Annotated in this window: 18 protein-coding genes; 14 read left to right on the plus strand and 4 right to left on the minus strand. The window is 64.7% G+C overall.

Annotation, left to right across the window (positions count from 1 at the left end):
• Nucleotides 1–308 precede the first annotated feature (308 nt).
• From LCL61_RS37510 to LCL61_RS37570, 13 genes are all read left to right on the plus strand, one after another.
• Complete coding sequence (locus tag LCL61_RS37510; RefSeq protein ID WP_340688776.1) at nucleotides 309–2,030, plus strand: fatty acyl-AMP ligase; 1,722 nt, start codon at nucleotides 309–311, stop codon at nucleotides 2,028–2,030.
• Nucleotides 2,027–3,829, plus strand: a complete 1,803-nt coding sequence (locus LCL61_RS37515) for an acyl-CoA dehydrogenase family protein (protein ID WP_340684125.1) — start codon at nucleotides 2,027–2,029, stop codon at nucleotides 3,827–3,829. Before LCL61_RS37510 ends, LCL61_RS37515 begins: the two co-directional genes overlap by 4 nt.
• 2 nt (nucleotides 3,830–3,831) lie before the next feature.
• Nucleotides 3,832–5,526, plus strand: a complete 1,695-nt coding sequence (locus LCL61_RS37520) for an acyl-CoA dehydrogenase (protein WP_340684126.1) — start codon at nucleotides 3,832–3,834, stop codon at nucleotides 5,524–5,526.
• A gap of 37 nt (nucleotides 5,527–5,563) precedes the next feature.
• A complete protein-coding gene (locus tag LCL61_RS37525; protein ID WP_340684127.1) occupies nucleotides 5,564–5,812 on the plus strand; it encodes an acyl carrier protein in 249 nt (82 codons plus the stop codon).
• On the plus strand, nucleotides 5,809–8,757 hold the full coding sequence (locus LCL61_RS37530; RefSeq protein WP_340684128.1) for a type I polyketide synthase: 2,949 nt from the start codon (nucleotides 5,809–5,811) through the stop codon (nucleotides 8,755–8,757). Before LCL61_RS37525 ends, LCL61_RS37530 begins: the two co-directional genes overlap by 4 nt.
• Nucleotides 8,720–9,796, plus strand: a complete 1,077-nt coding sequence (locus tag LCL61_RS37535; RefSeq protein ID WP_340684129.1) for a 3-oxoacyl-ACP synthase III family protein — start codon at nucleotides 8,720–8,722, stop codon at nucleotides 9,794–9,796. Before LCL61_RS37530 ends, LCL61_RS37535 begins: the two co-directional genes overlap by 38 nt.
• Entirely contained in the window at nucleotides 9,793–11,727 is a 1,935-nt protein-coding gene (locus tag LCL61_RS37540) for an HAD-IIIC family phosphatase (protein WP_340684130.1), read from the plus strand. The genes LCL61_RS37535 and LCL61_RS37540 overlap by 4 nt, the downstream gene beginning before the upstream one ends.
• Nucleotides 11,724–11,951 (plus strand): hypothetical protein, encoded by a 228-nt coding sequence (locus LCL61_RS37545; protein WP_340684131.1) that lies wholly within the window; start codon nucleotides 11,724–11,726, stop codon nucleotides 11,949–11,951. The genes LCL61_RS37540 and LCL61_RS37545 overlap by 4 nt, the downstream gene beginning before the upstream one ends.
• Nucleotides 11,948–12,718 (plus strand): 2-oxo acid dehydrogenase subunit E2, encoded by a 771-nt coding sequence (locus LCL61_RS37550; protein WP_340684132.1) that lies wholly within the window; start codon nucleotides 11,948–11,950, stop codon nucleotides 12,716–12,718. The genes LCL61_RS37545 and LCL61_RS37550 overlap by 4 nt, the downstream gene beginning before the upstream one ends.
• Complete coding sequence (locus LCL61_RS37555; RefSeq protein WP_340684133.1) at nucleotides 12,718–13,770, plus strand: alpha/beta fold hydrolase; 1,053 nt, start codon at nucleotides 12,718–12,720, stop codon at nucleotides 13,768–13,770. Before LCL61_RS37550 ends, LCL61_RS37555 begins: the two co-directional genes overlap by 1 nt.
• On the plus strand, nucleotides 13,763–14,962 hold the full coding sequence (locus tag LCL61_RS37560) for an FAD-dependent oxidoreductase (RefSeq protein ID WP_340684134.1): 1,200 nt from the start codon (nucleotides 13,763–13,765) through the stop codon (nucleotides 14,960–14,962). Before LCL61_RS37555 ends, LCL61_RS37560 begins: the two co-directional genes overlap by 8 nt.
• A gap of 259 nt (nucleotides 14,963–15,221) precedes the next feature.
• On the plus strand, nucleotides 15,222–15,458 hold the full coding sequence (locus tag LCL61_RS37565) for a hypothetical protein (protein ID WP_340684135.1): 237 nt from the start codon (nucleotides 15,222–15,224) through the stop codon (nucleotides 15,456–15,458).
• Nucleotides 15,459–15,537: 79 nt separating this feature from the next.
• A complete protein-coding gene (locus LCL61_RS37570) occupies nucleotides 15,538–16,365 on the plus strand; it encodes an alpha/beta hydrolase (protein WP_340684136.1) in 828 nt (275 codons plus the stop codon).
• Between the two features lie 18 nt (nucleotides 16,366–16,383).
• On the opposite strand, the gene LCL61_RS37575 is transcribed toward LCL61_RS37570, so the two are convergent.
• The 3 genes from LCL61_RS37575 to LCL61_RS37585 form a co-directional block, all read right to left on the minus strand.
• Nucleotides 16,384–17,412 (minus strand): MarR family transcriptional regulator, encoded by a 1,029-nt coding sequence (locus tag LCL61_RS37575; RefSeq protein WP_340684137.1) that lies wholly within the window; start codon nucleotides 17,410–17,412, stop codon nucleotides 16,384–16,386.
• Nucleotides 17,413–17,681: 269 nt separating this feature from the next.
• Complete coding sequence (locus tag LCL61_RS37580) at nucleotides 17,682–18,599, minus strand: SDR family NAD(P)-dependent oxidoreductase (protein WP_340684138.1); 918 nt, start codon at nucleotides 18,597–18,599, stop codon at nucleotides 17,682–17,684.
• Nucleotides 18,600–19,074: 475 nt separating this feature from the next.
• Nucleotides 19,075–19,563, minus strand: coding sequence for a sigma-70 family RNA polymerase sigma factor (locus LCL61_RS37585; RefSeq protein WP_340684139.1), 489 nt, complete (start codon nucleotides 19,561–19,563; stop codon nucleotides 19,075–19,077).
• A gap of 372 nt (nucleotides 19,564–19,935) precedes the next feature.
• Between LCL61_RS37585 and LCL61_RS37590 the strand changes: the two genes are divergently transcribed.
• Entirely contained in the window at nucleotides 19,936–20,361 is a 426-nt protein-coding gene (locus LCL61_RS37590) for an SSI family serine proteinase inhibitor (protein ID WP_340684140.1), read from the plus strand.
• Between the two features lie 80 nt (nucleotides 20,362–20,441).
• Here the strand turns inward: LCL61_RS37590 and LCL61_RS37595 are convergent, their stop codons facing one another.
• On the minus strand, nucleotides 20,442–24,257 hold the full coding sequence (locus LCL61_RS37595; protein WP_340684141.1) for a S8 family peptidase: 3,816 nt from the start codon (nucleotides 24,255–24,257) through the stop codon (nucleotides 20,442–20,444).
• Nucleotides 24,258–24,411 lie beyond the last annotated feature (154 nt).

The raw sequence follows: 24,411 nt of genomic DNA on the forward strand, positions 1-24,411 counted from the left end.
TGGGCCAGTTTCTGGCCCGAGCCCCCACTATTGGTGGTAAGGCGTGAACAGGTCACCATCACGCCCCGGCAAACACGGCCACAGGCGTCCTCCGAGGCCCGGCACCCCTTTGCCCTGCCCCTTATAACTCCACGTCGCCATCCGTGACCAGGGGCCGCTGGGATGGCCTCTTTTTCGATTCTGCGGCGGACAGCAGACTGTGACGGCCCGAAGCCACAGTCTGTGCTCTACGGCACCCGAACCGGGCGCGAAATACCACGCAATGATGGAAAGGTCTCCTGTTGAGCGACGGACTCGATTTTGTCACTTTGTTCCGCAACCGAGTTGCCGAAAACGCCGACAAGCGTGCGCTCGTCTTTCTCCGTGAGTCAGGGACCGGCATGACCGAAGAGAGCGTGACATATCGCGATCTCGATTCGAGGGCCAGGCGTGTCGCGATCTGGCTGCGGGAGAACACCGAGCCGGGTGAGCGAGCGATCCTGCTGTTCCCGCCTGGGCCAGAGTTCGTTGTCGGCTTTCTGGGATGCCTCTACGCCGGCGTCATCGCGGTACCCGCGCCGCTTACCGCATCAGGCGGGAATGGCGCTGCTCGTTCCCGGGCCCTCGCGCACGATGCTCAAGCGAGCGTGATTCTCACCGAAAGCAGCCACGCGGCGACCATTCGCGACTGGCTTGATCACCACGTCCTGCCCCGCCGGATGCGTCACGCCGCGACGGACTTGCTTCCCGCGGCCTCGCCGCGCGCCTGGTTCCCCGTCAAACTGAGCTGGCAGACGACCGCCTTCCTCCAGTACACGTCGGGCTCGACCGATCGGCCCAAGGGAGTCGTGGTCACTCAGGGGAACCTGATGAGCAACCAGCACCTCATCCGGCAGGCACTGGGCACGGGCCGGGATATCTCGCTGGTGGGCTGGCTTCCGCACTTCCACGACATGGGTTTGATCGGGCAGCTGCTGCATCCGCTCTACTTGGGTGGAACTACGCACTTCATGTCCCCGATGACGTTCCTGATGCGCCCACACCGGTGGTTGTGGGCGGTCAGCCGCTACCGCGCCACCGTGAGTGTCGCACCGGACTTCGCCTTCAGGCTGGCTACGGACAGGGTCACCGACGAACAACTCGCCGAACTGGATCTGTCTTCACTGCGTGTGCTCTGCAACGGGTCCGAGCCCGTGCGGCACGACTCACTGAAGGCCTTCATCGAGCGGTTCCGGCCCGCCGGACTGGATGAACGCGCGATCCTTCCGTGCTACGGGCTCGCCGAGTCGACTCTCTTCGTCACAGGTACCAAGAGCCGGGGAATGGTGACCCGCGCGGTGGACGCCCAGGCGCTGGAACGAAACGAACTGAAGGACGCGGATTCGGCGGCGAACAGCAGTGTTCTGGTGAGCTGCGGAACGCCATCGGGGGTCACGGTCCGAATCGTCGACCCGCTGACGCGGAGGCCCTTACCGGACGGCCAAGTGGGTGAGATCTGGGTGCGCGGCGGCAGTGTGGCGGCGGGATACTGGAACCAGCCGATGGAGAGTGTGCAGACGTTCCGTGCGACGGCCGCCGACGGTGACTATCCCTTCCTCCGTACCGGAGACCTCGGCGTGCTGGACGGCGGCGAACTCTATGTGACCGGCAGGCTCAAGGAGCTGCTGATCGTCAACGGCCGCAACCTCTACCCGTGGGACATCGAGCGAACAGCCCACCTGGCCCATCCCGCGCTGGGCAGGGGAAGGGCTGCCGCCTTCGCCATCGGCGAGCGCTGGGACCAAGTGGTTCTCGTGCACGAAGTGAGCGCGGCGCGGTTGCGGGAGGCCAGTGCCGACGAACTCGCCGCGCTGGTGCGGCGCAAGGTACGAGCCGACCTGGACGTCCAGTTGGCCCACGTGGTCATAGTGCGCTCCGGAGCGATCGCGAAGACGACCAGTGGCAAGGTGCAACGACGGCTGATGCGGGAGAAGTTCCTCTCCGGGCAGCTGAAGCCCCATCAGACGTCCTCGACCACCGTGACCTTCGCCGACTCGAAGGTGGGTCGATGAAATACCGGCCTTGGGAGCCCATACAGCGTTTGGAGCCGGTCCTCGGAAACCCTGAGGACCAGGGTCAGGAATTCGGCTATGCCCAGCTTGCCGCGCTTGACCACGCCGGCGAATTCCCGCATGGTGTCTGCCGGTACTTGGACGAACTCGGTCTGGGCCGGTACTACGTTCCCGCGCACCACGGCGGCCTGCTCACCAGCTATGAAACCACCGCGCATTTGGTGCGGATGCTGGCGAGGCGGGACATGGGAGTCGCCGTCGCGCACGCCAAGACCTACCTCGGTGCCGTTTGCGTCTGGATTGCCGGGAACCGATCCCAATCGACTTCCCTCGGCCGCATGATCACCGCCGGCGTCCCGGTGTCCTGGGGCCTCACCGAGCGGGATCACGGGAGCGACCTGGCCGGCGGCGAACTGGTCGCGGAGAAGTCGGGTTCCTCATACCGGTTGCGGGGTGAGAAGTGGCCGATCAACAACGCGACCAGGTGTGGCGTGATGTGCGTACTGGCGCGGACCGATTCTCTGGGTGGGCCGCGAGGGTTCAGCCTCTTCCTCGTCGACAAATCCACGCTGCCCGGCAGCTACCGATGTCTGCCGAAAGTTCGCACGCTGGGCAATCGGTGCGCTGATGTCAGTGGAATCGTGTTCTGTGACGCCGAGGTTCCGGCGGATGCGCTGATCGGCACCGAGGGTTCGGGGCTGGAGAACGTCCTCAAGGGGCTACAGGTCACCCGGACGTTGTGTTCCGCACTGTCCCTCGGCAGCAGCGATCACGCGCTCCGGATCGCCATCGACTTCTTGGAGAACAGTAGCCGGGATGGCCGCCCCGTCATCGATCTCCGGCGAGCGAGGAGGACCATAGCACTCGCGTACGCGGATCATCTGCTGGCGGAAGCGCTTTCCGTGGTGGCCGTTCGCTCCGTCCACGCGCTCACCTCCGAACTCGCTGTGATCGCCGCCGTCACGAAGTACCTCGTCCCCACCCGCACGGAGGCGGCGATCGCGCGCCTGCGGCACTTCATGGGACCGGCCGCGCTTCACCAGGACAACCAGCGCCGGGGCAGCCTCGGCAAGGTCGAACGCGACCATCGCGTCGTCTCACTCTTCGACGGCAACACCGTGGTCAACCTGCATTCGCTGATCAGCATGTTCCCACTCCTTTCCCGGGCGCGCGACAAACGGCTCGCTCCGGATCACGAAGGGCTCGCGGCATGCTGCGAGCTGTCCCGGCCGACACCACCAGCCAAACTCGACAGGCTGGCTCTGATACCGCGAAACGGAGCGAGCTTTCTGCTCGCCGCGGAATCGTCGATTTCGAAGGTCGCCGCGCTCGCGAACGACAACCCACTGCTCATACCACTCGCCACAACGGCAAAACGGCTCGGCGAGGCACTGGACGAACTGTGGATGGACATCTCCGAGGAACCTTTGTCCGGAACGGACATCTCGAACCGCCTCTTCGCTGTCGCCAAGCGTTCCGCCCTCTTTTTCGCCGGCGCGGTAGCGATCGAACTGTGGTTGCGAAACCATCGAGAAGTACCGGTACGGCGCCCCACGGGACGTCCGAGGCAGGCCGAAGATCTGCTGTGGCGCAACGGTGTCTGGCTTCATGCCGTGCTATACCGGATCCTGGCCACGACCGGCGACCGGCACGGCGCCGTCGCCACCCCGCCGTTCGACGTGCTCTTCGACGTCTTGGCCGACCAGGTGAAGGACGAGCGACTTCCGTCGCTCTTCGGTTTTCAGCTCGCCGAGGCGACGACCGCGGGGACCCCGAACAGTTACGGCAAGCTGTCATGACAGTGGATCTCGAGACCGAGTTCGGAGATCCGTATCTGCCCGGAAACCCGCTCGGACACAATGCCATCATCGAAGCGGACGAACGAGGCGAGGTCTTCGAAGCCGGCGAGGAACTCCTCGATTGCTTGTCCCTCAATGCCGAGTTCGTGCCACCGCGGCTGGGTGGCAGGCTGGGCACCGCGGACGAGTTCATCAGACGTTTGCGACCGGTGTTCCGGCGCGACGCCGCCCTGGGCATCGGCTACGGGGTGCCGACACTGCTGGCGTCTCTCAACGTATGGCTCGCGACGGACAACGCCCAGCAGCAGAATGCCCTTGCCGAGAGGATCTTGGGCGGGAGCAAGGTCTGCCTGGCCCATGGGTCACCGGGAATGTACCCGGACCCGGCCGCGCTAGAGCTCACGGCTCGTGAGCGAGGCGACCGGTACGTCCTCGACGGACACGCCGGTCTCGTCTTCAATTCCGACCGTGCCGACAGCGCTGTCGTCATCGCGCGAACGGCCTACACCCAGAATCAGCGCTCGAGGTCGCTCCTGCTCGTCGACTTGACGGCACTGCCCGACGAGAGCCGACGGAGATCACCCAGGGTCCGCACCCTCGGGCTGCGAGATTGTCATCTCGGTGGACTGGAGTTCAGCATGTGCCCCGTCCCGCGGGACAGCCTCATCGGCTGGTCTGGCACCGGCGCCAGTCTCTCGTGTCGCGCTTCCGAGATCGGCGGCTGCCTGACCACGGGACTGTCTCTTGGCATGCTCGACGCCAGTCTTTTCACCGTGTTGCGTTTCGCGCTTCACCGCCGGCTCTACGGCCGGGCCGTCAGCGACATGCCCCATGCCAAAGCGACCATCGCCGGCGCGTTCGCCGATTTGCTGGTCGCCGATTGCCTCGTCACTACGGCGGCCCGGGCCCTGCATCTACTACCGGGCCATTCCCGGGCCTACGCGGCGGCTACTCGGTATCTGGTTCCGCTATTGATCGAAAACGCGATGAACGAGCTGTCAGTGGTCCTCGGCGCGAGGTATTACCTTCGCGAGGGGGAACATGCGATCTTCGGCAAACATTTCCGTGATCTTCCATCCCTGAGCTTGGTCTACCCGGACCACACGCCCTATGAGATCACCATCGCGGCGCACCTGCCCGCCTTTGCCCACGCGCAGCGCCATCCCTCGAGTTCGACCGAATCGATGTCCATCTTCACTCCGGACACGACGCTGCCCCCGCTCGAGCACAACCCGCATCCGACGCGCGCGCAGGGCGATCCCCTGCTCGCCTGCCTTGAGCCCTGGCTGGACGAGTTGCGCGGTGAGACGAGGACGACCACGGACCTCTCGACCATCGCCACCCTCCTGCTCACCGAGTTGGACCACCTCGCGACCCACGTCAGCAGAGCACACGTTTGGCAGCTGGACCCGGCGAACCATACGGACGGCGGGACTCTGTCGGAACGCTATGCGATCTTGCTGGCAGCGACCGCATGCCTGGGCATCTGGCGGCACAACAGAGATCGGCGTGTACTGGCCGGCTCGGCTTGGATCCGGGTCGCTCTGCGACGGCTGCTCAGTCGGCTCATGCCCGGAACCCCACCCGGCGCGAGTGAACTGGACGACGAGCTGTTCAGCGAGCTGCTCACCCGCGCGGCCGAAGAGACCAGCTTCTGCCTCGACGAAGACCCCGTCCGCCGAACGCTGCCTCGTTGAGTGGCGAACCGCCCTCCCCCACGACAAGGACAAGATCATGCCCGCAAACGAAATAGCCAGGTGGCTCATCCAGAAGGTCGCGAGCTATCTCGCGATGGAGCCGGACCGTATCGACATAACCCGTCCGCTCGCCGAGTACGGACTCACTTCCGTCTACGCGCTCACCTTGTGCGGAGAAATCGAAGACCACTTCGGCGTACCGGTCGAACCGACACTGGCGTGGGACTACCCGACCGTGACCGCGATGTCCGAGTACCTGCGCACTCAGCTGGCGGCGCCGCGATGACATGGGGAGCAGGACCGATCAGTCCCGTGGCCGTGGTCGGAATCGATTGCCGATTCCCTGGAGCGCCTGACAAGAACGCATTCTGGGATATGCTGCTCAAAGGTGATCATGGAATCACCAGGATTCCCTCCGACCGATGGGACGCTGAGGCGTTCTATTCGGCCGAAGGTAAACCGGGAACCATGAACACCACGATGGCAGGCTTTCTCAGCGACCCGGCGTCCTTCGATCACGAGTTCTTCGGTATCTCACCGCATGACGCGCGCGAAATGGACCCTCAGCAGCGTCTCCTGCTCCAGACGAGCTGGCGTGCGATCGAGGACGCCGCCATCGACCCGGCGTCGTTGGCAGGCAGCCGGACGAGTGTCCACGTCGGAATCATGTCCAGTGAATGGGCCATGCTGCACATGGCCGACTACGCGGAGATAACCCCGCAACGGGGCACGGGCAACGGCTACCACATGGCGGCGAACCGTATTTCCTACCACCTAGATCTCAAGGGGCCGAGCGTGGCGGTGGACACGGCCTGCTCGTCGTCCCTCGTGGCCGTACACCTCGCTATCGCCGCGTTGTCCGCCGGCGACTGCGACCTCGCGATCGCGGCCGGCGTCAACATCATCCTGACTCCCGCGCTTTCGATCTTCTACACGCAGGCGGGTCTGTCCGCGGCGGACGGGGAGTGCAAGCCGTTCAGCGCTCACGCCGATGGGATCGGCCGGGGCGAGGGGGTAGGCGTGGTCGTGCTGCGGCGGCTGAGTGACGCGATCGCCCACAAGCAGCCCATCTACGCGGTCATCGAAGGGTCCGCGGTCAGTCACGACGGCCGAAGCAATGGCGTGACGGCACCGAACCGGTGGTCACAGCAACAGGTCATCGGTAACGCGTACGCCCGCGCCGGAGTAAGGCCCGGCGAAGTCAGTTTCGTCGAGGCACACGGAACAGGCACCACGCTCGGCGACATGATCGAAGTCCAGGCTCTCGGCGCTGTGCACGCGGGTGAACGGGAACAACCTTGTGCGCTCGGTTCCGTGAAGGGGAACATAGGACATACGGAAGGAGCGGCCGGCATCGCGGGGTTGATCAAGACTTGCCTCGCCTTGGATCGTCGAATACTGCCGCCAAGCAGGCACAGCGACGACGAGAACGCCGATCTGCGCTTGGATCAGCACGGCCTGTGGCTGGCCCGGCTGCCGATGCGGTTGCCCGCCGAGGGCACGGTTCGCGGCGCGGTGAGCAGTTTCGGCTTGGGCGGTACCAATTCTCACCTGGTATTGGCGACTCCCCCGGTCGCGGACCGCCGGCCGGAACGAGGTGGTGCGGGGGTGCTGACCGTCTCGGCCGGCACTCTCAAGGCGCTGCGGCGCAACCTCGCCGCCCTCGCCGAGGTGATCGATCGCGAGCCGTCGGAACGTCTCCCTCAAATCTGCCACAGCACCAACCTCGTGAAGACCTCCCTCAAGCACAGGTGGGCCTTGCCGGCTTGGAATCGTGAGAAGCTCAAAGCCGACCTGCGCTCGCAGATCGGCGATCCTCGAATGCCGGTCGGCAGCGGGTATGCCACTCCGAAGGTGATCTTCCTGTTCACCGGACCCGGTTCCCAATACCCCCGGATGACCCGCGCACTGTACGACAACCTTCCCGCTTACCGCGATCGGTTCGATGAGGTCGACTCGGCCATGCGCCCGTATTTCGGCCGGTCGATAGCCTCCGTGGTCATTGACGACATGTGCCCCGACGGCGCCTCCATTCACGACCCCGGGCTGGCCCAGCCCGCATTGTTCGCGGTCGGGTATGCGCTGGGCGCCACCCTCCGGGACCTCGGCGTGTGGCCGGAGGCGATGCTCGGGTATGGCATCGGCGAGTACGCCGCCGCAAGCCTCGCGGGGGTTCTGTCGCTATCCGCCGCCTGCGAGATCGTCGTGGCGCTCGCCGCATCGGTCCAGAAATTGACCGACTACGGCGCCATGGTCGCCATCGAGGCGACGGCCGCTCAAGTGCAACCGCACGTCGACGCCGAGCCGCATGTCGCGATCGCCGCGTTCAACGGCCCTCGCGACTTGATCATCGGAGGTGACGCCGACGCCATCACCCGGCTCAGCGGCACGCTCAGTGAAGCCGGCATCGTCACGAAGCCGGTGCTCGGCGCGCCTGCCTTGCATTCGCCACTGATGGGGCCGATGGTGACCGAGTTCAGCAGGACCGCCGACGGTATCACCGCTCATCGTCCGGCCGTCCCGATCGCGTCGACCGTGCACGGCCGTCTCGTCACAGACGATGAGCTGGGCTCCGCCTACTGGGTCGAGCAGGTCACCGCCCCGGTCCGGTTCGATGCCGCACTCGGCGCGGTACGTGCACTGACGCCGACCCACCTGATCGAGATCGGTCCCACGTCGGTCGCCTCCGACCTCATCCGGCGCGCCGATCCTGGCCATGAGATGGCCATCCTCACGCCGTGCCCCGGCGAGGCGGCCACCGGCCACGAGGTCGCCCAGGTACTGGCCTCGTTGTATCGCGATGGGCTCACCCCGCGCTGGCAGCGGCTGTACACCAAACAACAGCAGGTGCCTTGGCGGCTGCCGCCATACCTTTTCGACGATCACGCCGTTCCTTTGCCCGTCATGACCACCCGGCGCGCGAACATCGAAGGTGGCACGACGGCCCCTGCCCCTGCCCCTGCCCCTGCCCCTGCCCCCGCCCCTGAATCTATCGTCGAGCGAACGCTCGCGGCGCTGGCGGAGGTCGGTGGGTACGCGACGGCCGACCTGGCGATGGACGCCCGGCTGCTCGACGACCTCGGATATGACTCGCTCACCCTGATCCGGTTGAGCGACCGGCTCACGACGATCCTTTCCCTCGACGGGTCGATGGATCTTTCCGAACTCCCCCAGCTCGAAACCGTGAGGGACGTTGTCTCGTACATCTCCTCGCGGCACAACGCTTCCTAGAGAGGAACGACCATTGCCCGCGGCACATATCGTGTCCACCGGAACGGCCTTGCCCGGCGACGCGATCGACAACGAGGTCATGGCCAAGAAACTCGGCATCAGCGCCGAGTGGATCGAAATGTTCATCGGAACCAGGAAGCGGCACTTCGCGATCGACCTGGAAACCGGCAAGCCTACGCACACGCTGGCGGATCTCGGTGCGCAAGCCGGTGCTCAGGCACTCGCCAGAGCGGGTCTTGAACCCGAAGAACTGGACTTCGTCATTCTGGCCACGGCCACTCCCGACACACTGATGCCCGCGACCGTGAACCTGATCGCCAGCCGGCTCTGCCTCAATCACGTCTCCACGTACCAGCTCCAGTCCGGCTGTGCCGGTGCCGTGCAAGCGTTGGACCTCGCTCGACGACTACTCGATGACCAGCACCGTCTCGGACTGGTCATCGGTGGCGACGCCAGCGTGAAACACTTCGTCGCCGACCGGGAAATGCAGGGCCTGCCCACCTCCGAACTCGTCAACTACCTCCTGTTCGGCGACGGTGCGGGCGCCGTCGTGGTCACGGCGGATGCCGTGCCGGGGGCGATCGTGCTGCGCCAGGTGCTCAACCGGTTCACCGGGCTCGGCCGCGCACCCGGGCAAGTCGTGCGCTGGTTCGGTGCGGGAGATCTGGCCCGTTCGCAGTCCGAGCCCGACCCGCCGTTCGAAGAGGACTACAAGGCGATCGAGGAGCAAGTACCACAGCTGGCCAAGGAAGCTCTCGACGAGATCCTGTCCTCGACGGACTGGGATCGTGAGTCGACGTCTTATCTGCTGCCTCCGCAATTGTCAGGACGGATGACCAGCAGGATCACCTCCGATCTCGCCCTTGGCCACGCGACGGAGATCAGTTGCGTCGCGGAAACCGGCAACACCGGTAACGCCACACCGTTCTTCCAGCTCGATCTGCTCTACGACCGAATCCGGCCTGGCGAACGTGCGGTCGCGATCGCGATCGAGTCCAGCAAATGGATCAAAGGCGCATTCACCGTGGAGGGAAAGTGACGACGGCCACCACGACCCAGTTGCTCGGCAGGTGCCCGGCACCCGGCGACGTCCGCCTCAGCCACCTGCACGCCACCGGAGAACTCATCGACAGCTACACCGCGGTGCCGGGGCTGCTGGCGGGTTTGGACGAAGCCGCCCTCCTTCGCGCCGGAACCGTGCTGTCCCAAGTGCACCCCGATGCCCTGATCCGACGTCATCCCGACCTTCCCGAGGCGACTGTGGCGATCACCGGAAGCTCCACCATCCGGCCGCTGGTGTCGCCGTTGAGCGCACAGCTGGCCCGGCATGGTTTCATTCCGCGCATACAGGTCGGCGGTTACGACCAGTACGCGATCGAACTCCGGGAAACGCACAACGAGCTGTTCGCGACCGAACCGGATGTCACGGTGTGCCTGCTGGACGCCGACGCGGTATTCCGGCGGATCCGGACTCCCTGGACACCGACGGACGTCCGGTACACGCTGCGGCAGCTGAGCACGTCGCTCGAGGAGATCACCGACGCGTATCAAACCAGGCACACCGGCACGTTGGTCTTCAACACGGTTCCGCTGCCTTGGTACTGGGCCGCTCAGCTCATCGACCACCGTTCGCGTGCGCTGCTCGGTGCCGCGTGGCGAGAATTCAACGCGCATCTGCTCAGGTTCTCCACGAACCGGCCGGGGGTGCTGGTCGTGGACACCGAACCGCTGCTCGGCGAGTCCGGTGTCCTCGCCGACCCCCGGGCGAGCAGCTACGCCAACGTCCACTTCTCGGACGCGTTCTTTTCCACCTATGCCAGGGAAATCGGCCATGTGGTGCGATCGCTCACCGGGCGCACCGGAAAGTGCCTCGTTGTGGATCTCGATGGCACGTTGTGGGGTGGAAGCCTCGCCGACGACGGCCCGGACGGTATCGAAGTCAGCGAGGGTTTCCGGGGTGAAGCCTTCCGCTCCTTCCAGGCGGCCGTGAAACAGCTCAGCGCCCAGGGTGTGCTGGTCGCCGTGTGCAGCAAGAACGACGAGGACAAGGTCCTCGAGGTGTTCAAACAGAACCCAGACCTGGTGCTACGTGCGGACGACATCGTGGCGATGGCCATCAACTGGGGTTCCAAACCCGGCAACCTGGCCGAGATCGCCGACAAGCTGGGCATTGACGTGAGCAGCCTCGTCTTCGTCGACGATTCGGCGGCCGAACGTGGCATGGTTCGCGGCGCCTTGCCCGGTGTCCCGGTGATCGAGGTCGACGCCGACGAGCCCGCGCTGCATGTTCGCCGCCTTCTCGCCGACCGCTGGTTCGTCACCGACGAGATCACCCAGGCCGACCGAACCCGCGTTCAGCGCTATCTGACCGAGCGGAAACGCGTGAAGCTCCGCGAACAGGCCGAATCGAAAGCCGAGTACCTGGCCGGCCTTGGGACCACGGTAGAACTGTTTCACGCCGGCCACGGCAACGCCGGGCGGGTCGCACAGCTGACCCAGCGCACCAACAGGTTCAATCTCACGGCGGACCGCCTGGACACCGCGGCCGTGCTCGACCTGATCGCGGGCCAGGACACCGAGGTGATCGCGGTCCGCTGCACCGACCGCTTCGGCGAATACGGGACGGTCGGCGCGGTCTTCACGCGCCGACGAGGTCCGGAGCTTCGAATCGACAACTTTGTCCTGTCCTGCCGCGTCCTGGCCCGGGACGTCGAGACCGCCTGCCTGCGGGCGATCCTCCGCCAAGCGGCACAGGCAGGGGTCACAAAGGTCACCGCCGCGTTCCGTCTGACCGGGATGAACGACGCGGTCAAGGACTTCTATCCGTTGAACGGGTTCATCGCCGATCCCGACTGCGAAGACGACGACACCGGGTTCGTGCACGACCTGAGCACGGTGCCGCCGAACCCGTCTCACATCGAGCTCATCGTGCGGCTGAACGAACGTCTCGGCGATCGGGCGGCCAAATGAGTATCGACGAATTCCTGGAGATCGTGGGCAGGGAATGCGGTCTGTACCTCACCAAGGACGATCTGCGGACCGATTTCGACCAGTTGCCGCGGTGGGATTCGTTCCACTTGCTGAAACTGCTGTCCGCGTTCGAAGCCGCGACCGGCCGGCTCCTGTCCGCCACCAGCTTTCTCGAAGCACGCAGCCTGGCCGACCTCCACGCACAGGTGGGAGCGACCAAATGACGACGATCCGGTGCCTGCCCGCCGCACGACGGCATACCTGGCACTTCCTCCGATTCGTCCGGGCGGCCAGCCCCGTATACCTCGACACCGAAGTGGACGCCACGAAGCTGCTGGCGCACAAACATGCGGCGAACCGCAAGTACTCCGTGGTGAGCTACGTGATGCACGGCGTCAGCCGCGCGGTGGCCGAGTACCCCGCGGCGAACGCCGCCTGCGCGGGCGGTCTCCGTCCTCGCATCGTGTACCGCGGCTCCGTCGATGTGAAGCTGGCTCTCGACAAGGGAATCGGCAACCAGCGAGCGGCGCTTTCGGTCGTGGTTCCCGACAGCAACCTCATGAGCATCGACGCGATCCAGGACACTGTGGACCGCCTGCGGGACACGCCCAGCGACGAGATCCCCGAACTTCGCGGCGCTCGTGCCTTGCAGCGGCTTCCGTTGCCCGTGGGACGGGTCGCCTTCGGCTGGGCCAATCGGCCGCGAAGCCGCCATCGGCGAATGGGGACCGTCGCGGTCACGTCCTTGGGCCACCGGCCGGTGGCCCGGTTCTTCTCCTCGGGTGGTACCACACTGACCTTCGGACTGGGCAAGATCACAGACCGCCCGGCGGTGCGTGATGGAGGAATGTGCGTCATGCCGATCCTCCCGGTCTCGCTCACCTTCGACCACCGCACCATCGACGGTGCCACGGCGGCCGACGTCCTCGGCAGTCTCAAGAACCGGCTCGAAACACTCACGAGCCGGAACGCCGGCGGGCCGATTCCCTGATGCCGTACCTCGCCGAACTGAGCGATCTCGTCCGGTTGCACGCGCGAGTGCAAGGGCTTCCCGGCGCAGTGTGCAGGGAAATACTCGAACGCATCGACCACACCGACGGTGACGGGCCGGGATCCTGGTGCTGGGAATGGGCGCTCGCCGCCGACCGGATGGCCGAAACAGGACGTCACCTCGAGTCCTGCAAGCTGAACAACCTGGCGCGTTTTCCCTATCCGTCGAACCCGGCGCAGGAGCGCGCCGCACACCGGTGCGTGGCCGAGTTCGATCAATGGCGGTCGAGCCGGGGAGGGATCGATCGGCTCGAACTGGAACTGTCCGGGCACCGCGTGCCGGTGTGGGCCACCGGCCTCGACCCCGATGCGCCCCGCCCGCTGCTGCTGCTCATCGGCGGGATCGTGAGCGTCAAGGAGCAATGGGCTCCCTCACTTCCGACGGCAAGGAAGCTCGGCATGGCCGCCGTCGCCGCGGAAATGCCCGGCGTGGGGGAAAACCCGTTGACCTACGATCATGACAGCTGGCAGATGCTTTCCGGCCTGCTCGACAGGATCAACGAGATCGCCCCGGTGCGCGAGGTCTACGCGGTCGCCATGAGCTTCAGCGGGCACCTCGCGTTGCGCTGCGCCGCACACGATCCGCGGCTGAGCGGTCTGGTGACCGTCGGCCCGCCGGTGTCGGCCTTCTTCCAGGACCGCACCTGGTGGGCAGGGGTGCCCGAAACCACGAAGCGAACGCTTGCTCATCTCCTCGGGGTCCCGGAAGGCGACGTCCCGGAACGTCTCGGCACCTTTGCCCTGCGGCCCGACGAGCTCACCCGGGTAACGGCTCCCGTCCATTCCGTGGTGAGCCTCCGCGACGAAATCATCCCCTCCGCGGACACTCGCTTCCTCGAGCGGCACCTCGCGAAGTTCAAGTCGATTCGGTTCGACGACGTCCATGGCTCACCCGGTCACGTGCTGCGGACCAGGCTGTGGATCGCGCACTCCCTCCTTCGCTTTCGTACGGCCCGTTATACGGCCTCGTTATTCAAGGGGTTCAATGGATAAGTTGTCCGTGGATGTCTGTGTGGTCGGCGGCGGACCGGCAGGGATGGCCCTCGGCCTGGAGCTTGCTCGCCGCGGGTGCGACGTCGCCGTCGTGGAGCAGACCAGTCATTTCAACCGATCGTTCCGAGGCGAAACGGTATCCCCCGACGCCGTATCACTGCTGGCCCGCCTCGGGATCCTGGAGAACATCACGGCCGCCGGCGCGTTGGTGAATCGGAAGATGAAGCTCGCAGAACACGGGCGAACGCTTCTGGAAGTCGATTTCGACGACTTTCCGCATCACCATCGACACCCGCTGGATGTACCGCAGCCGACCTTGCTGGCCATCATGGAGCATGAGGCCCGCCTCCACGCCAGCTTCACCTTGCTGCGGAATACCTCGGCCATCGGCCTCGTGGAATCCGATGGAGCCATCGTGGGTATCCGCAGCCGAGGTCCGGCCGGCGAGCAAGAGATCCACGCACGAATGACTGTCGGCGCCGACGGTCGATACAGCAACATACTCGAAATGTCAGGCCTCACGTACCGCCGGGAGCCGCTCGAGCGCGATGTCGTGTGGCTGAAGCTTCCCGTCCCGGCGGACTGGACGAGCGACACGTACCACATCCGGATCGCCGGTGGCCGGCACGGCTTGTTCATCCCGACCTATCCGGACCTCATGCGAGTCGGCTTCAACATCCCCAAGGGCGGACTCCGGAACCTTCGACGAGCCGGTCTGACGAGTTTGCACACCCGCTTGGACGAGCTCGCACCCGAACTCGCCGACTTGGTCCGAGACAACATCCGGAACTGGTCGGATACCTCGGTTCTGGACATCTTCACGAGCGTCGTGCCCCGGTGGTCCCGACCGGGGCTGCTGCTCATCGGCGACGCCGCGCATACCCTCTCGCCGATCTTGGGCCAAGGGGTCAGCCATGCCTTGTTCGATGCCATGACACTCGCACCGCTCCTGTCCGAAGCACTGCCCAAGGGCCGGGACGAACTCACGCTGGCGGCCAGGGAGTTCCAGCGGATCCGAGAACCGAGCCTACGGCGATCCCGTTCACTGCAGCTTCGCCAGGAAAAACTGTTCACCTTTTCCGACCCGGTAAGGGTACTCCTGCGGTCCACGTTCTACCGGTCATTGAATCGGACTCCTTGGCTGAAGAAGAGGCTCTTGAACAACGTCTTCTTCCAACTACAGAAGCAGTGAGCGAGGAGACAACAAAGCATCAGCCCCATGATCGCGCCGGTCACTTTCCCTACGCATGTCTCGCCAAAGCGGCTTTCGCGACACTATCCCGGCACCTTTCCTTGCCCGTCAAGAGAAGCTCTGCCGAACTTCCTGGATTCACCCATTCGGCCTCGCGCCATCCGCCAGGAGGGAGCCAGTCACCTGGCATCTTCCGGCCTACCACAAACCCTGGAAAGAATCGCTGCGTCCTGAACGAAAAAGAAAGGTAGGCACCAGCGTGCGTCGAATCTTCTCGGTTCTGCTCATCACCGCGGCCGCGATCGCCATCCCCTTCGTGGCTCCTGCGACCGTCGCCGCGGCACCGCGGCCGGATGCCGTTTCCGCGAGCGGCGTGGACCTTGGGGTACGGCTGGGCGGGCTGGTCGGGACGATCCACCTCGACCGCGGATGCGTCTCCGAAGAGCTGACCGGGGAGCTCTTGCGCCTCGATCAGTATCTGACTCTCGGTTGCTGATCCGCGACAGGCGTTGACCCCATGGTGCCGCCCGGTTGCCGGTTCGGGCGCCGGGCGGCACCTTCTTCGAAAGGCTCTCATGAACGGCAGCACTACCGGTTTTGTGGAACGGCCCGACGGAAGGCTCGCCTGCACGGTGATCGGGGAAGGGCCACTCGTGGTGTGCTCCCCCAGCCTCGGTGATCTCAGGAGTACCTACACCTATCTCGCCGACGACCTGGCGTCCGCCGGATTCAAGGTGATCTCGGTCGACTTGCGTGGTCACGGTGATTCGAGCGTCGGCTGGCAGTCCTATTCGGCCGATGACGTCGCCGATGACCTGCTCGCCGTCGCCCGCGCGCATGATGCGGATACCGTGACACTACTCGGAAACGGCTTCAGCGGGGGCGCCGCCGTCATCGCCGCCGGCAAGGCGCCCGAACTGGTCGCCGGGGTGATTCTCAGCGGCGCCGTCGTCCGTGACGTGCAGCTCGGTGCGGCCGAGAGGGCGATGATGCGGCTGGCGAACTTGCCCCGGCTGGGACAGACCTTGTGGATGTCCTACTGGCCCAAACTTTTCGGCTTCGAGAAACCGGCCAACTTCGAGCAGCGCCGGCAGGAGCTGGCGGAGAACATGGCCGAGCCTGGCCGGTTCGCGGCAGCCAGGGAAATGCTCAGGAGCAGCCGGGCCGCTGCGGAGAAGGCACTCAGCCAGGTCAGCTGCCCCACGCTCGTTCTGATGGGTGACCATGATCCGGACTTCCGGGATCCCGCCGTCGAGGCGCAGAACACCGCGACCCGCCTCGGCGGTCCGGCGACCGTCGTGATGGTCCCGGGGGCCGGGCACTATCCACACACCGAAGACATGGAAACCGTCGCTCCGGTGGTGATCGACTTTCTCCGCACTGTGGCGCCGGCCAGGTCCTGAACCTCACCACGGAGGGCTTCAGCGATCCGTGGGCGCTTGAGAGGTGGATCGCTGGGTGCCGTCGTCCGCAACCGGGTTGGGAACCAGACCACGGAAGGCAACCTGAAGGCCGGCCTGAAATCGGGTGCGGGCACCCAGTGATTCGATCAAGGAGACCAGTCTGCGCTGGAACGTGCGGTAGGACAACCCGAGTTGCCGCGCGATGGCCTGGTCGGGAAGGCCGGCTGTCAGCAAACCGATGAGACGGAGATCTTCGGCGCTGATCGAGTCCGCGGACATGCCCCCCCGCTCCGCTGCCGACAGCGGAGCGGCCGATCGCCATAGCACCTCGAATAACGCACCGAGCGCGTCCAGCAGAGCCGAGGGATGAACGATGACGACACTCTCGACCATTGTCGGATCCGACTGAAGTGGCAGCATGGCACGGCGGTTATCCGACAAGATCAGTTTGACCGGCGCTTCGGGAAGCACCCTCGCCTGCTCTCCTCGCGCGATCGCAGGTTCGACCTCGGTCTGCAAACTACGTGTCGCCAGTCCGGCCGTGTCATAGAGCGCACGGAAAACGACGCCCCGTTCCAGCATCTGTGCCTCGACCGGAGCGAGAACCTTGGGCGCCACCACGTATGGATGCTTGTCGATAAAGCGAATCTCATTGCTGGTACCGCGGAGAAACTGTTCGACCCGCAGAGCGACCGCGTCCGCACCGGTGACGACCTCGACCAGTTCGGAGGGCTCCCAGCCGGCAGCGGTGCGGAGATTGCGAGCCGAGAGTTGCTCGGCATAGATCCGCGCACGCTTGATCCGCTCCTGTTGCTCGAGGAGCAGAACTTCAAGTGTGGCATCGGGAGCCGGTGTCATGAACGCCGGCGGTCTGTTCTCGGTGCGGGCGACAAGACCGAGGGCTTCCAGCCTGTCCAACAGCCGCCGAAGCTGCTCCCCGCCGAGCCCGGTCTGATCACGGATATCCTCGAAAGTGACCGGCGGGCTGCCGACGAGGAACTCATATACGGTCTGTGCGGCAGCGTCCAAGCCTACGATCTCAAGCATGAGTCGATCCTCTCGCTTACCCCAGCTCGATCCGGCGACAAAACTGGCGGGAAGTCGAAAATGGCCAGAATACGCCACCGGTCGAGATTGACGGTTCGCGTGTTCATCCAGAATCATAAGACCTACGGCAACGCAGGGAGTGGTGACGGAATCGCCACTTGGGAGTGTGGAATAGTCGCTAGTGTACAGCGACTGAGGAGGGATGCCGGGTGGAACATGTGGAGCAGCACTGTTCCACTCGGCACTTCCTCAGAGAAACACTGGTTTCGTCAGTAGCAGGCCGTAGAGCGCCCCTGAGCTGTTTCCGCCCAGGGAAGCCGCCTGCCGAGTGCTTCCTCGGTCATCTCTTCGAGCGCCCGCTGAACGGGAGCACGCAGGAGTTCGGGTTCCGGCTGCACGATCTCCTTTCCCACCAGATAGAACTCGCGTGGCATCGTCCGCATCGTGGCGGCGTACAGCACGTTGTCGGCCGCTTCCGAAACCACGCCTCCCGGAAGCACCACCAACTTTCGTCGCAACTTGGTCTCGGTGACGCCAGGGTCAAGGCAAACTGCCGTGCATCGACTTCCCGCGAAAGCCGACGCCAGCGATGCGGTGTGCACCGCCAAGGCGAACTTCGACTGCGCATAGGCGAGCAGGGGATGATAGCGCCGGCCGTCTACGCACCCCAGGCCTATCGCCCTCGCCTGCCGATGTATGTCACAGACTACGTTGACAACACGGCAACAACGGGCCGCCCGCAGCAGATCGTAGAGTTCGGCCACCAACAGCACGGGGGAAAGATAGTTCACCTGGAAGATCGACTCGTTACCATCCTCGGTCAGCGCACGTGGGTGCTGGCCCGCGGTCGCGGCGTTGTTGACGAGAATGTCGATGTGGTCGAACGTAGCCCGGATCGAGGCGGCCATACGCCGTACGTCAGCGAAGGAGCGCAGGTCAGCCAAGACCGGGACGATACTCGTGCCGGGGTGGGCCGGAGCCAGCTCCGCGGCGAGTGCGCTCAGCAGAGAAGCCGACTTACCGTGTACCAGCAGTGTATCGACGATCCCGGCGAGGCGATGCGACACCGCTTCCCCGATACCGTCCGTCGCCCCGGTGACAAGAGCCAATAGCCGTTGCCCGGTCGATGTGATGCCTCTCCGCTCCGACCGGCCACGAGTAACTGAATTGTTTTCCGCTGATCCCATGTATCACAACCTTTTGTCCACCGGCGCGACCCTCGCCATCGTGCGCAGAACCGGCATTCTCCAGCCGATCGATCTCACTCGCCAGGTAGCTATCAAGGCACACCGCGCCCCCGGCCGGCCAAAGCCCGGAATGGCCAGACCGCCTGCAATGGGGACAAACCGCAAGAAGGTGTTGCATCACAGCGTGACGAGCCCAAGCTTCGATCATCCCCAATCTCGCCCAACTGGCCGTCAGCGCGTGACCGACGCTTAACGTGATGCAATACTGGCGCGACCCCATATTTCACACAACACCCGATCGTGTGGTTCGATTACATCCTCTGAGTAGGATGTTAATTGCCAACGTCTCGGTGACCACTGCCTGGGCGCGTCGCACCGTCACTCGAATGGCACAACAGGATGTTTCGTCCCACTCCGGCTTGAACTCCGTTCAAGAAGATCCACAGCCGAATCGGTCGCGAATACGATCCAGGTTCTAGTACTCGTAGCAGTCGTTGATACGCCGGCGAATTCGATAGAGCGCCGAGTACGTTCCCTGCGGGGTGGTACGCAGCACTTTCGCGATCTCCGCAGGGGGCAAGCCATCCGTGACCATCGACACCAACTTCCGGTCGCGCGGCGAAAAGTTGGCAAGTCGGCGCCTGACCCAGTGCGCCTCAGCCCTGTCGCATACGGACTCGGAAGGATCCTGTGAACTCGCTGGGAACAACCTTCGGTCCCTGGCCATTCGCACAGCGACCGCGGTGCGGCGATTTTCGTCGATGCACAATCTGATCACGACCGTGACGAGAAACTGCGGCAGGCGGTCCATATCGAGTCTGGAATAGCAGGCTCCGCGAACGAGCGCCTCATGCACGATGTCTTCCGGATCGCCGGACGGGGAACACCTGCTCGCCGCTACCCGTATCAAAAACCCGCGCAATTTGGCGGACTCCCGCCAGTAGGTGCTGGGCGAGGCGGTCATGACGTCCCCCCAACCGCCGCAACACTCCTCAGGTCAAGGTGATCCCAGACCTGCATCAACGATCGCTCCCGTACAGAGAATTTCAGTCAACGTATTTGTTCCACGAGCGTCCGCATACAAGACAGGACCGCTTCATGAAGGAACGCTAACGTTACCTGAACGAAAAGGCCAGGGCCTTAGGACCCTCGTTCCACTCGGCCGTTCGACTGTATGGCGCAAGCGGCGGGGGCCATCCGAGTTAATCGCGTGAGATCCGCCGACGCACCGCGAAACATAGTGGAGGCGAGGCACTGGAGACAGCCTGTCCTTGCGCGAGTGTCATCCGATCGTCAGGCGTGAACACGTGGACGGGAAGAAGGGCGAAGATTCGAAGTGATCTACAAATACGCTCTTTGGCCTTTGCTGGCCATGATCCTTATCTCACACACCGGGACCGCCGGTGCCACCGGCACCGCGACCGTGGCCGAACTACCGCATCAACGGTCGAAGCATTTCATACAAATGGAACTGAAGGTATCCGACGGGCCGACCGGGTCGGTCGCGCGCACTCGTTACCTGTACTGCGACCCGACCGGCGGCAACCATCCCTACGGAACCGGCGCCTGCCATGATCTCGATGTCGCCCACGGTGAGCTTGACAAGCTACCTGGTAAGCCCGGCAAGCCCTGTAGCGGACTTTACGCTCCGGTCAAGGTCACCGCGATGGGCGAGTGGCGAGGTACACCGGTGTATTTCAGCCACACCTACCGGAACCAGTGCATTCTCCGCACCAGCACTGGGCCGGTGTTCCAGTTCTAGATGTTCGCCGGGTCTCAGCACACCGGTCACCGCGCGAGGAGGACCACGTCTCCATCGCGCGGCGACCGGATACAGTGGCGTTATGGAGCGGGGTGTTCCGTAAGCGCGTACGCCCGTTCGAGAGTTTGACTCATCCGATTCCCGGCTGTGTCCCAAGCTTCAGCACGAAGCGAGACGAACCCCGATGTCTCACCGAGCCTCGGATGCGCAACCCGTACCGAATAACGGCCGTCAGCAGAACGAACCACCTCCGCTCGGTCCCATTTGGCGCCGTCATTCGTCGAGTACCAGAGCCGAAACTCGTTGATGCGGCCCGCTCCCTCTGCACCGTGATGGTGTCCAGCCGTGACGTCGAAGACATGGAGCTTGCCGGCCGGCGCCTGGTTGAGCAGATCAAGCCCGAGCTGGTAACCAATGGTGATGAGCGGTTGGTAGCTACATTTCCGCCAGTCGTCGAGGCAGCCATACCCGGGCGGGATTGCCTCCGGGGGAGCCGACCTGAACGTCGATGTCGTACTGATCCGCGGTGTCAGGCGGTGCACTGCCTTGTTCGGCCAGCCGAACACCGGACGGTCCGGCACGGTGTCCTCCGAATCGAGCCGGAAGGTCCCCGTTCGTCTGTCGAGCTGGAAGAGAGGGATGGGCAGGTCCGGGCGCCGCATGGCAGGAATCTCTTCACCACCCTGGCGCAAGGTGACCTTACTGAGGTACTCCCCGGACTGCCAGGGCTCGCTGTAGTGCCCCGACGTGGAATCCATCCACTGGGCGGCAGGCAAGAACTCTCCGTTGTCGCCGCGGCACAGCGAGCACAGTACGGGGAAGGCGCCTGGGTTGTGGTCTGCCGCGCCACCACGAATCGGTGACTGGAACCATCTTTCCTCCGGTGCGCGTCCGGCATTCGCGAAGATGTTTTCCGCGATCATGGTGAAGGTTGTCGAAAAGTCCGGCACGCCGTTCTTACCCGGTGCCATCTGAGTGACGTACCGCTTCCAGAACACCGTGTCGTCGGCGGGCCCGACGTACTCCGTCCATTTGCCCTGCCCCTGGAACTGGGTCCCGCTGAGCGCGATGCTGGACGGGCCGTCCGTGGGCAAGGCGAACCACCTCTTCCGGTACACCAGATCTGCGCGGTCGCCGTGATAGCGGGTGTCGATGGCCAACATCCGCCGACGATCGACCTTGTTGACATGCTGCGCGGGCACGCCGTTCCGATCACGGAAGTAGACGTTGTACATGTATTCCGGCTGTTTCCGGCTGCTCAGCAGAAGGAGAGCATCACCGCCGCGGATCAACTGCTCAAGCCGGTCGCTTTCCGGCCGGTCCAGTGACAGCCGAACCTTGCCACCGGTCAGCATGTCCAGGACCTTGGTGGGTTCGAAGCCGGACGCAGCCATCGAAGCCGGCACCGCCACCTGCCGCTCGCCGGCGTTTTCGCCGGCGACCGCGGCGGGATCGTACTCGGGATGCAGGATCTGCTCGCCGGCCCGCGTTCGGACTCGCAGGCTGACCAGTGCCTGGCCTAGCGTCAGATAGTCCTGTGACCCCACCGTTCCGCGCCCGGCTGGGGTGGCCGGTGTGACGAACATCTTCCATCCGGCTCCGGACGTGAGAACACCACTCGCGAAAGCGACCGGCGCGCCGGGGATGGTGCGATGTACCGAGGTGAACCGCTCTCGAGTGTCGGTGAGTTCCTGGGTCTGGATCTGCATCGGCACTGTGGCGCGCGCGTCCAGGGCGACGGTGCTGGGCTTGTGAACAGGGAAGCCGGCCGCGACAAGCAGGCTGGCACGCCGCGTCTGCCCCCTTCGCTCGGCGATCGTGGCCGTCACCGAATAGTGCCCATGCGGCACTGAGATGGTGCCGGTGCCTCCCTGCACCGTCACCGAGTAGACGGGCGGAAGGAACGGATCGTTGTTCTTCCAATTGCTCCAGTCGTAGTCGTCACGAACGACGGTCAGTGATTGCGCCCCAGGAGCCTTGCCCTGGGAGTCGATCAATTTCACGGTCAAGGAGACCTTTTCGGGCTCCTTGTAGAAGCTGATCGGTGTCTTGACGTCAGCCTTGCCATCAGCGGCCTTCGCCCTGACCACACCGCCATAGGCACCTGATCCCCCGCCGACGGCGGGATCGATCGTCACCGTGGCGGTGGCCTTGCCGCCGCTGGGCACGACGAGGGTGTCGGAATCGAGCGTGACCATGCCGGCAGGCGCCGGCTCACCTTTCCACGTCGTTACGGAAGCTTCGAGCGAAACCGTGACGGCGCGGTCGGAGAGGTTGGTGTAGGTCACCGGACGCTTCACTTTCGCGCTACCCGCCGAACCAGGTAGGCGGCCGAAGGAGATCGCCGACGGTGCGAGCACCGTGCTCGCCAGTGTCTTGGGAATGTCGACTCGGCCTGCGCCTTGCTCATACCAGGCGACACCGACGTCCTTACCCGTCGAGGTGAGCATCGCCTTCAGCTCGCTCGACCGCCATTGCGGGTGCTTCTGGGCGAGAATGGCCGCCGCTCCGGCAACATGCGGTGTGGCCATGGACGTACCGGAGAGCCGCGTGTAACGCTCACCCACCGGTTCCCCGATGTTGGTTCCGCTGGCGCGGGCAGCCGCGATGCCCACGCCCGGCGCAACGATTTCGGGTTTCACCATCGCGTCGGTCAGCCGCGGCCCCTTGCTGGAGAATCGGGCCGTCTTGTCCGCCTTGTCCACAGCGCCCACCGCGAGCGCCGTACTCGCCGCCGCCGGAGTCTCCACCATGGCGATCCCGCCCGAGTTACCCGCGGCGGCCACGAAAAGCGCGCCGGTCGCCGCGGTCAGCTTGTCAGCCATCTCGCTGAGCGGGTCACCACCGGCCGAAGGGCCCGCGCCGAGACTCAGATTGATCACTCGTGCTCCGGACCGAGCCGCCCACTCCATACCGGCCATGAGCTGTGATTCCTCGCCATAGCCCGCGCTGTCGAGAACCTTGGCGTTGAGCAGCTTCACCCCCGAGGCCACGCCGCGATACTTGCCCGCCGACGCCGTGCCCGATCCGGCGATGATCGAGGCCACATGCGTGCCGTGGCCGTACCCGTCATTCGTGTCCGGGTCCGTGGTGAAGTTCCGCGAACCCGCGATCTTGCCCGCCAGATCAGGGTGCGCGGCGTCGATACCGGTGTCCAGCACCGCAACGGTGACGCCGCTGCCGTCGAGTCCTGCCCGCCAAGCCTGGGGAGCACCGATCTGCGCCGCGCTCTCGTCCAAGTTCACCCTGACCCTGCGGTCGAGGCGAATCTTCACGTCACCGCTGAACGCCTCTGGGTTACCACCTTGGCCGACCAACGCCCGCCAGAACGCTCCCGCCTCGGCGCGGCGGACCTTCACGGCCGCCGCGTTGATGGTGGACAGGGTCAGCGTCCGGTCGCTCGCGGGAAAGGCATCCGCCTGGTGGGCGACGACCTCGGCAGGCGTGTCATTCCCGTAGCTCACTATCACCGGCAGCTTCCCGGTCTTGGCATCGGTCAAACCCTGACGGACGAGTTCCTTGATGTCGAACAGGTCCGGGTCGATCGCACCGGATACCAGGTAAGGCTCCACATCCGAGGGGATCACAGAGAAGCCGTCCGAATCGGTCCTGGTCAGAAAGATGGGTGGCTCCCCGGGCCGGGGAGCCGGCTCGATCGACACTCCTGCTTGGCCGCCTGCACGTTCGAAGTAGGTGACGACGTCACCGGTCAGCAAGGTCACGCGATGCGACTGCTCGTCGCCACTCGCGAGCCTGTCCGCACGAGTGGCGACGGACTGCTCTGCCGACGCTCCACCTACGACGATCATGGTGAGGAGAAGGCTGAGCACTATCAGGAACAGACACGGGCGGCTGCGTAGAACACCACCAGCCAGCGGATTCAAATGGGCCTGCATAACACCCTCGTTTCCAAGAAAACACAGAGAACATGGATCGGGCGTCGACTGCAGGCTGTATCGCCTTCATCCGCCCGGCACGTCTGCCCTCCTTTGTCATCCGTCGGTCGACTTCGTCAACGCATGATGACCTGGTTCTCTGGCCCCTGGTTAC

This window comes from Amycolatopsis coloradensis (assembly GCF_037997115.1).
GTDB classification, from domain to species: domain Bacteria; phylum Actinomycetota; class Actinomycetes; order Mycobacteriales; family Pseudonocardiaceae; genus Amycolatopsis; species Amycolatopsis coloradensis_A.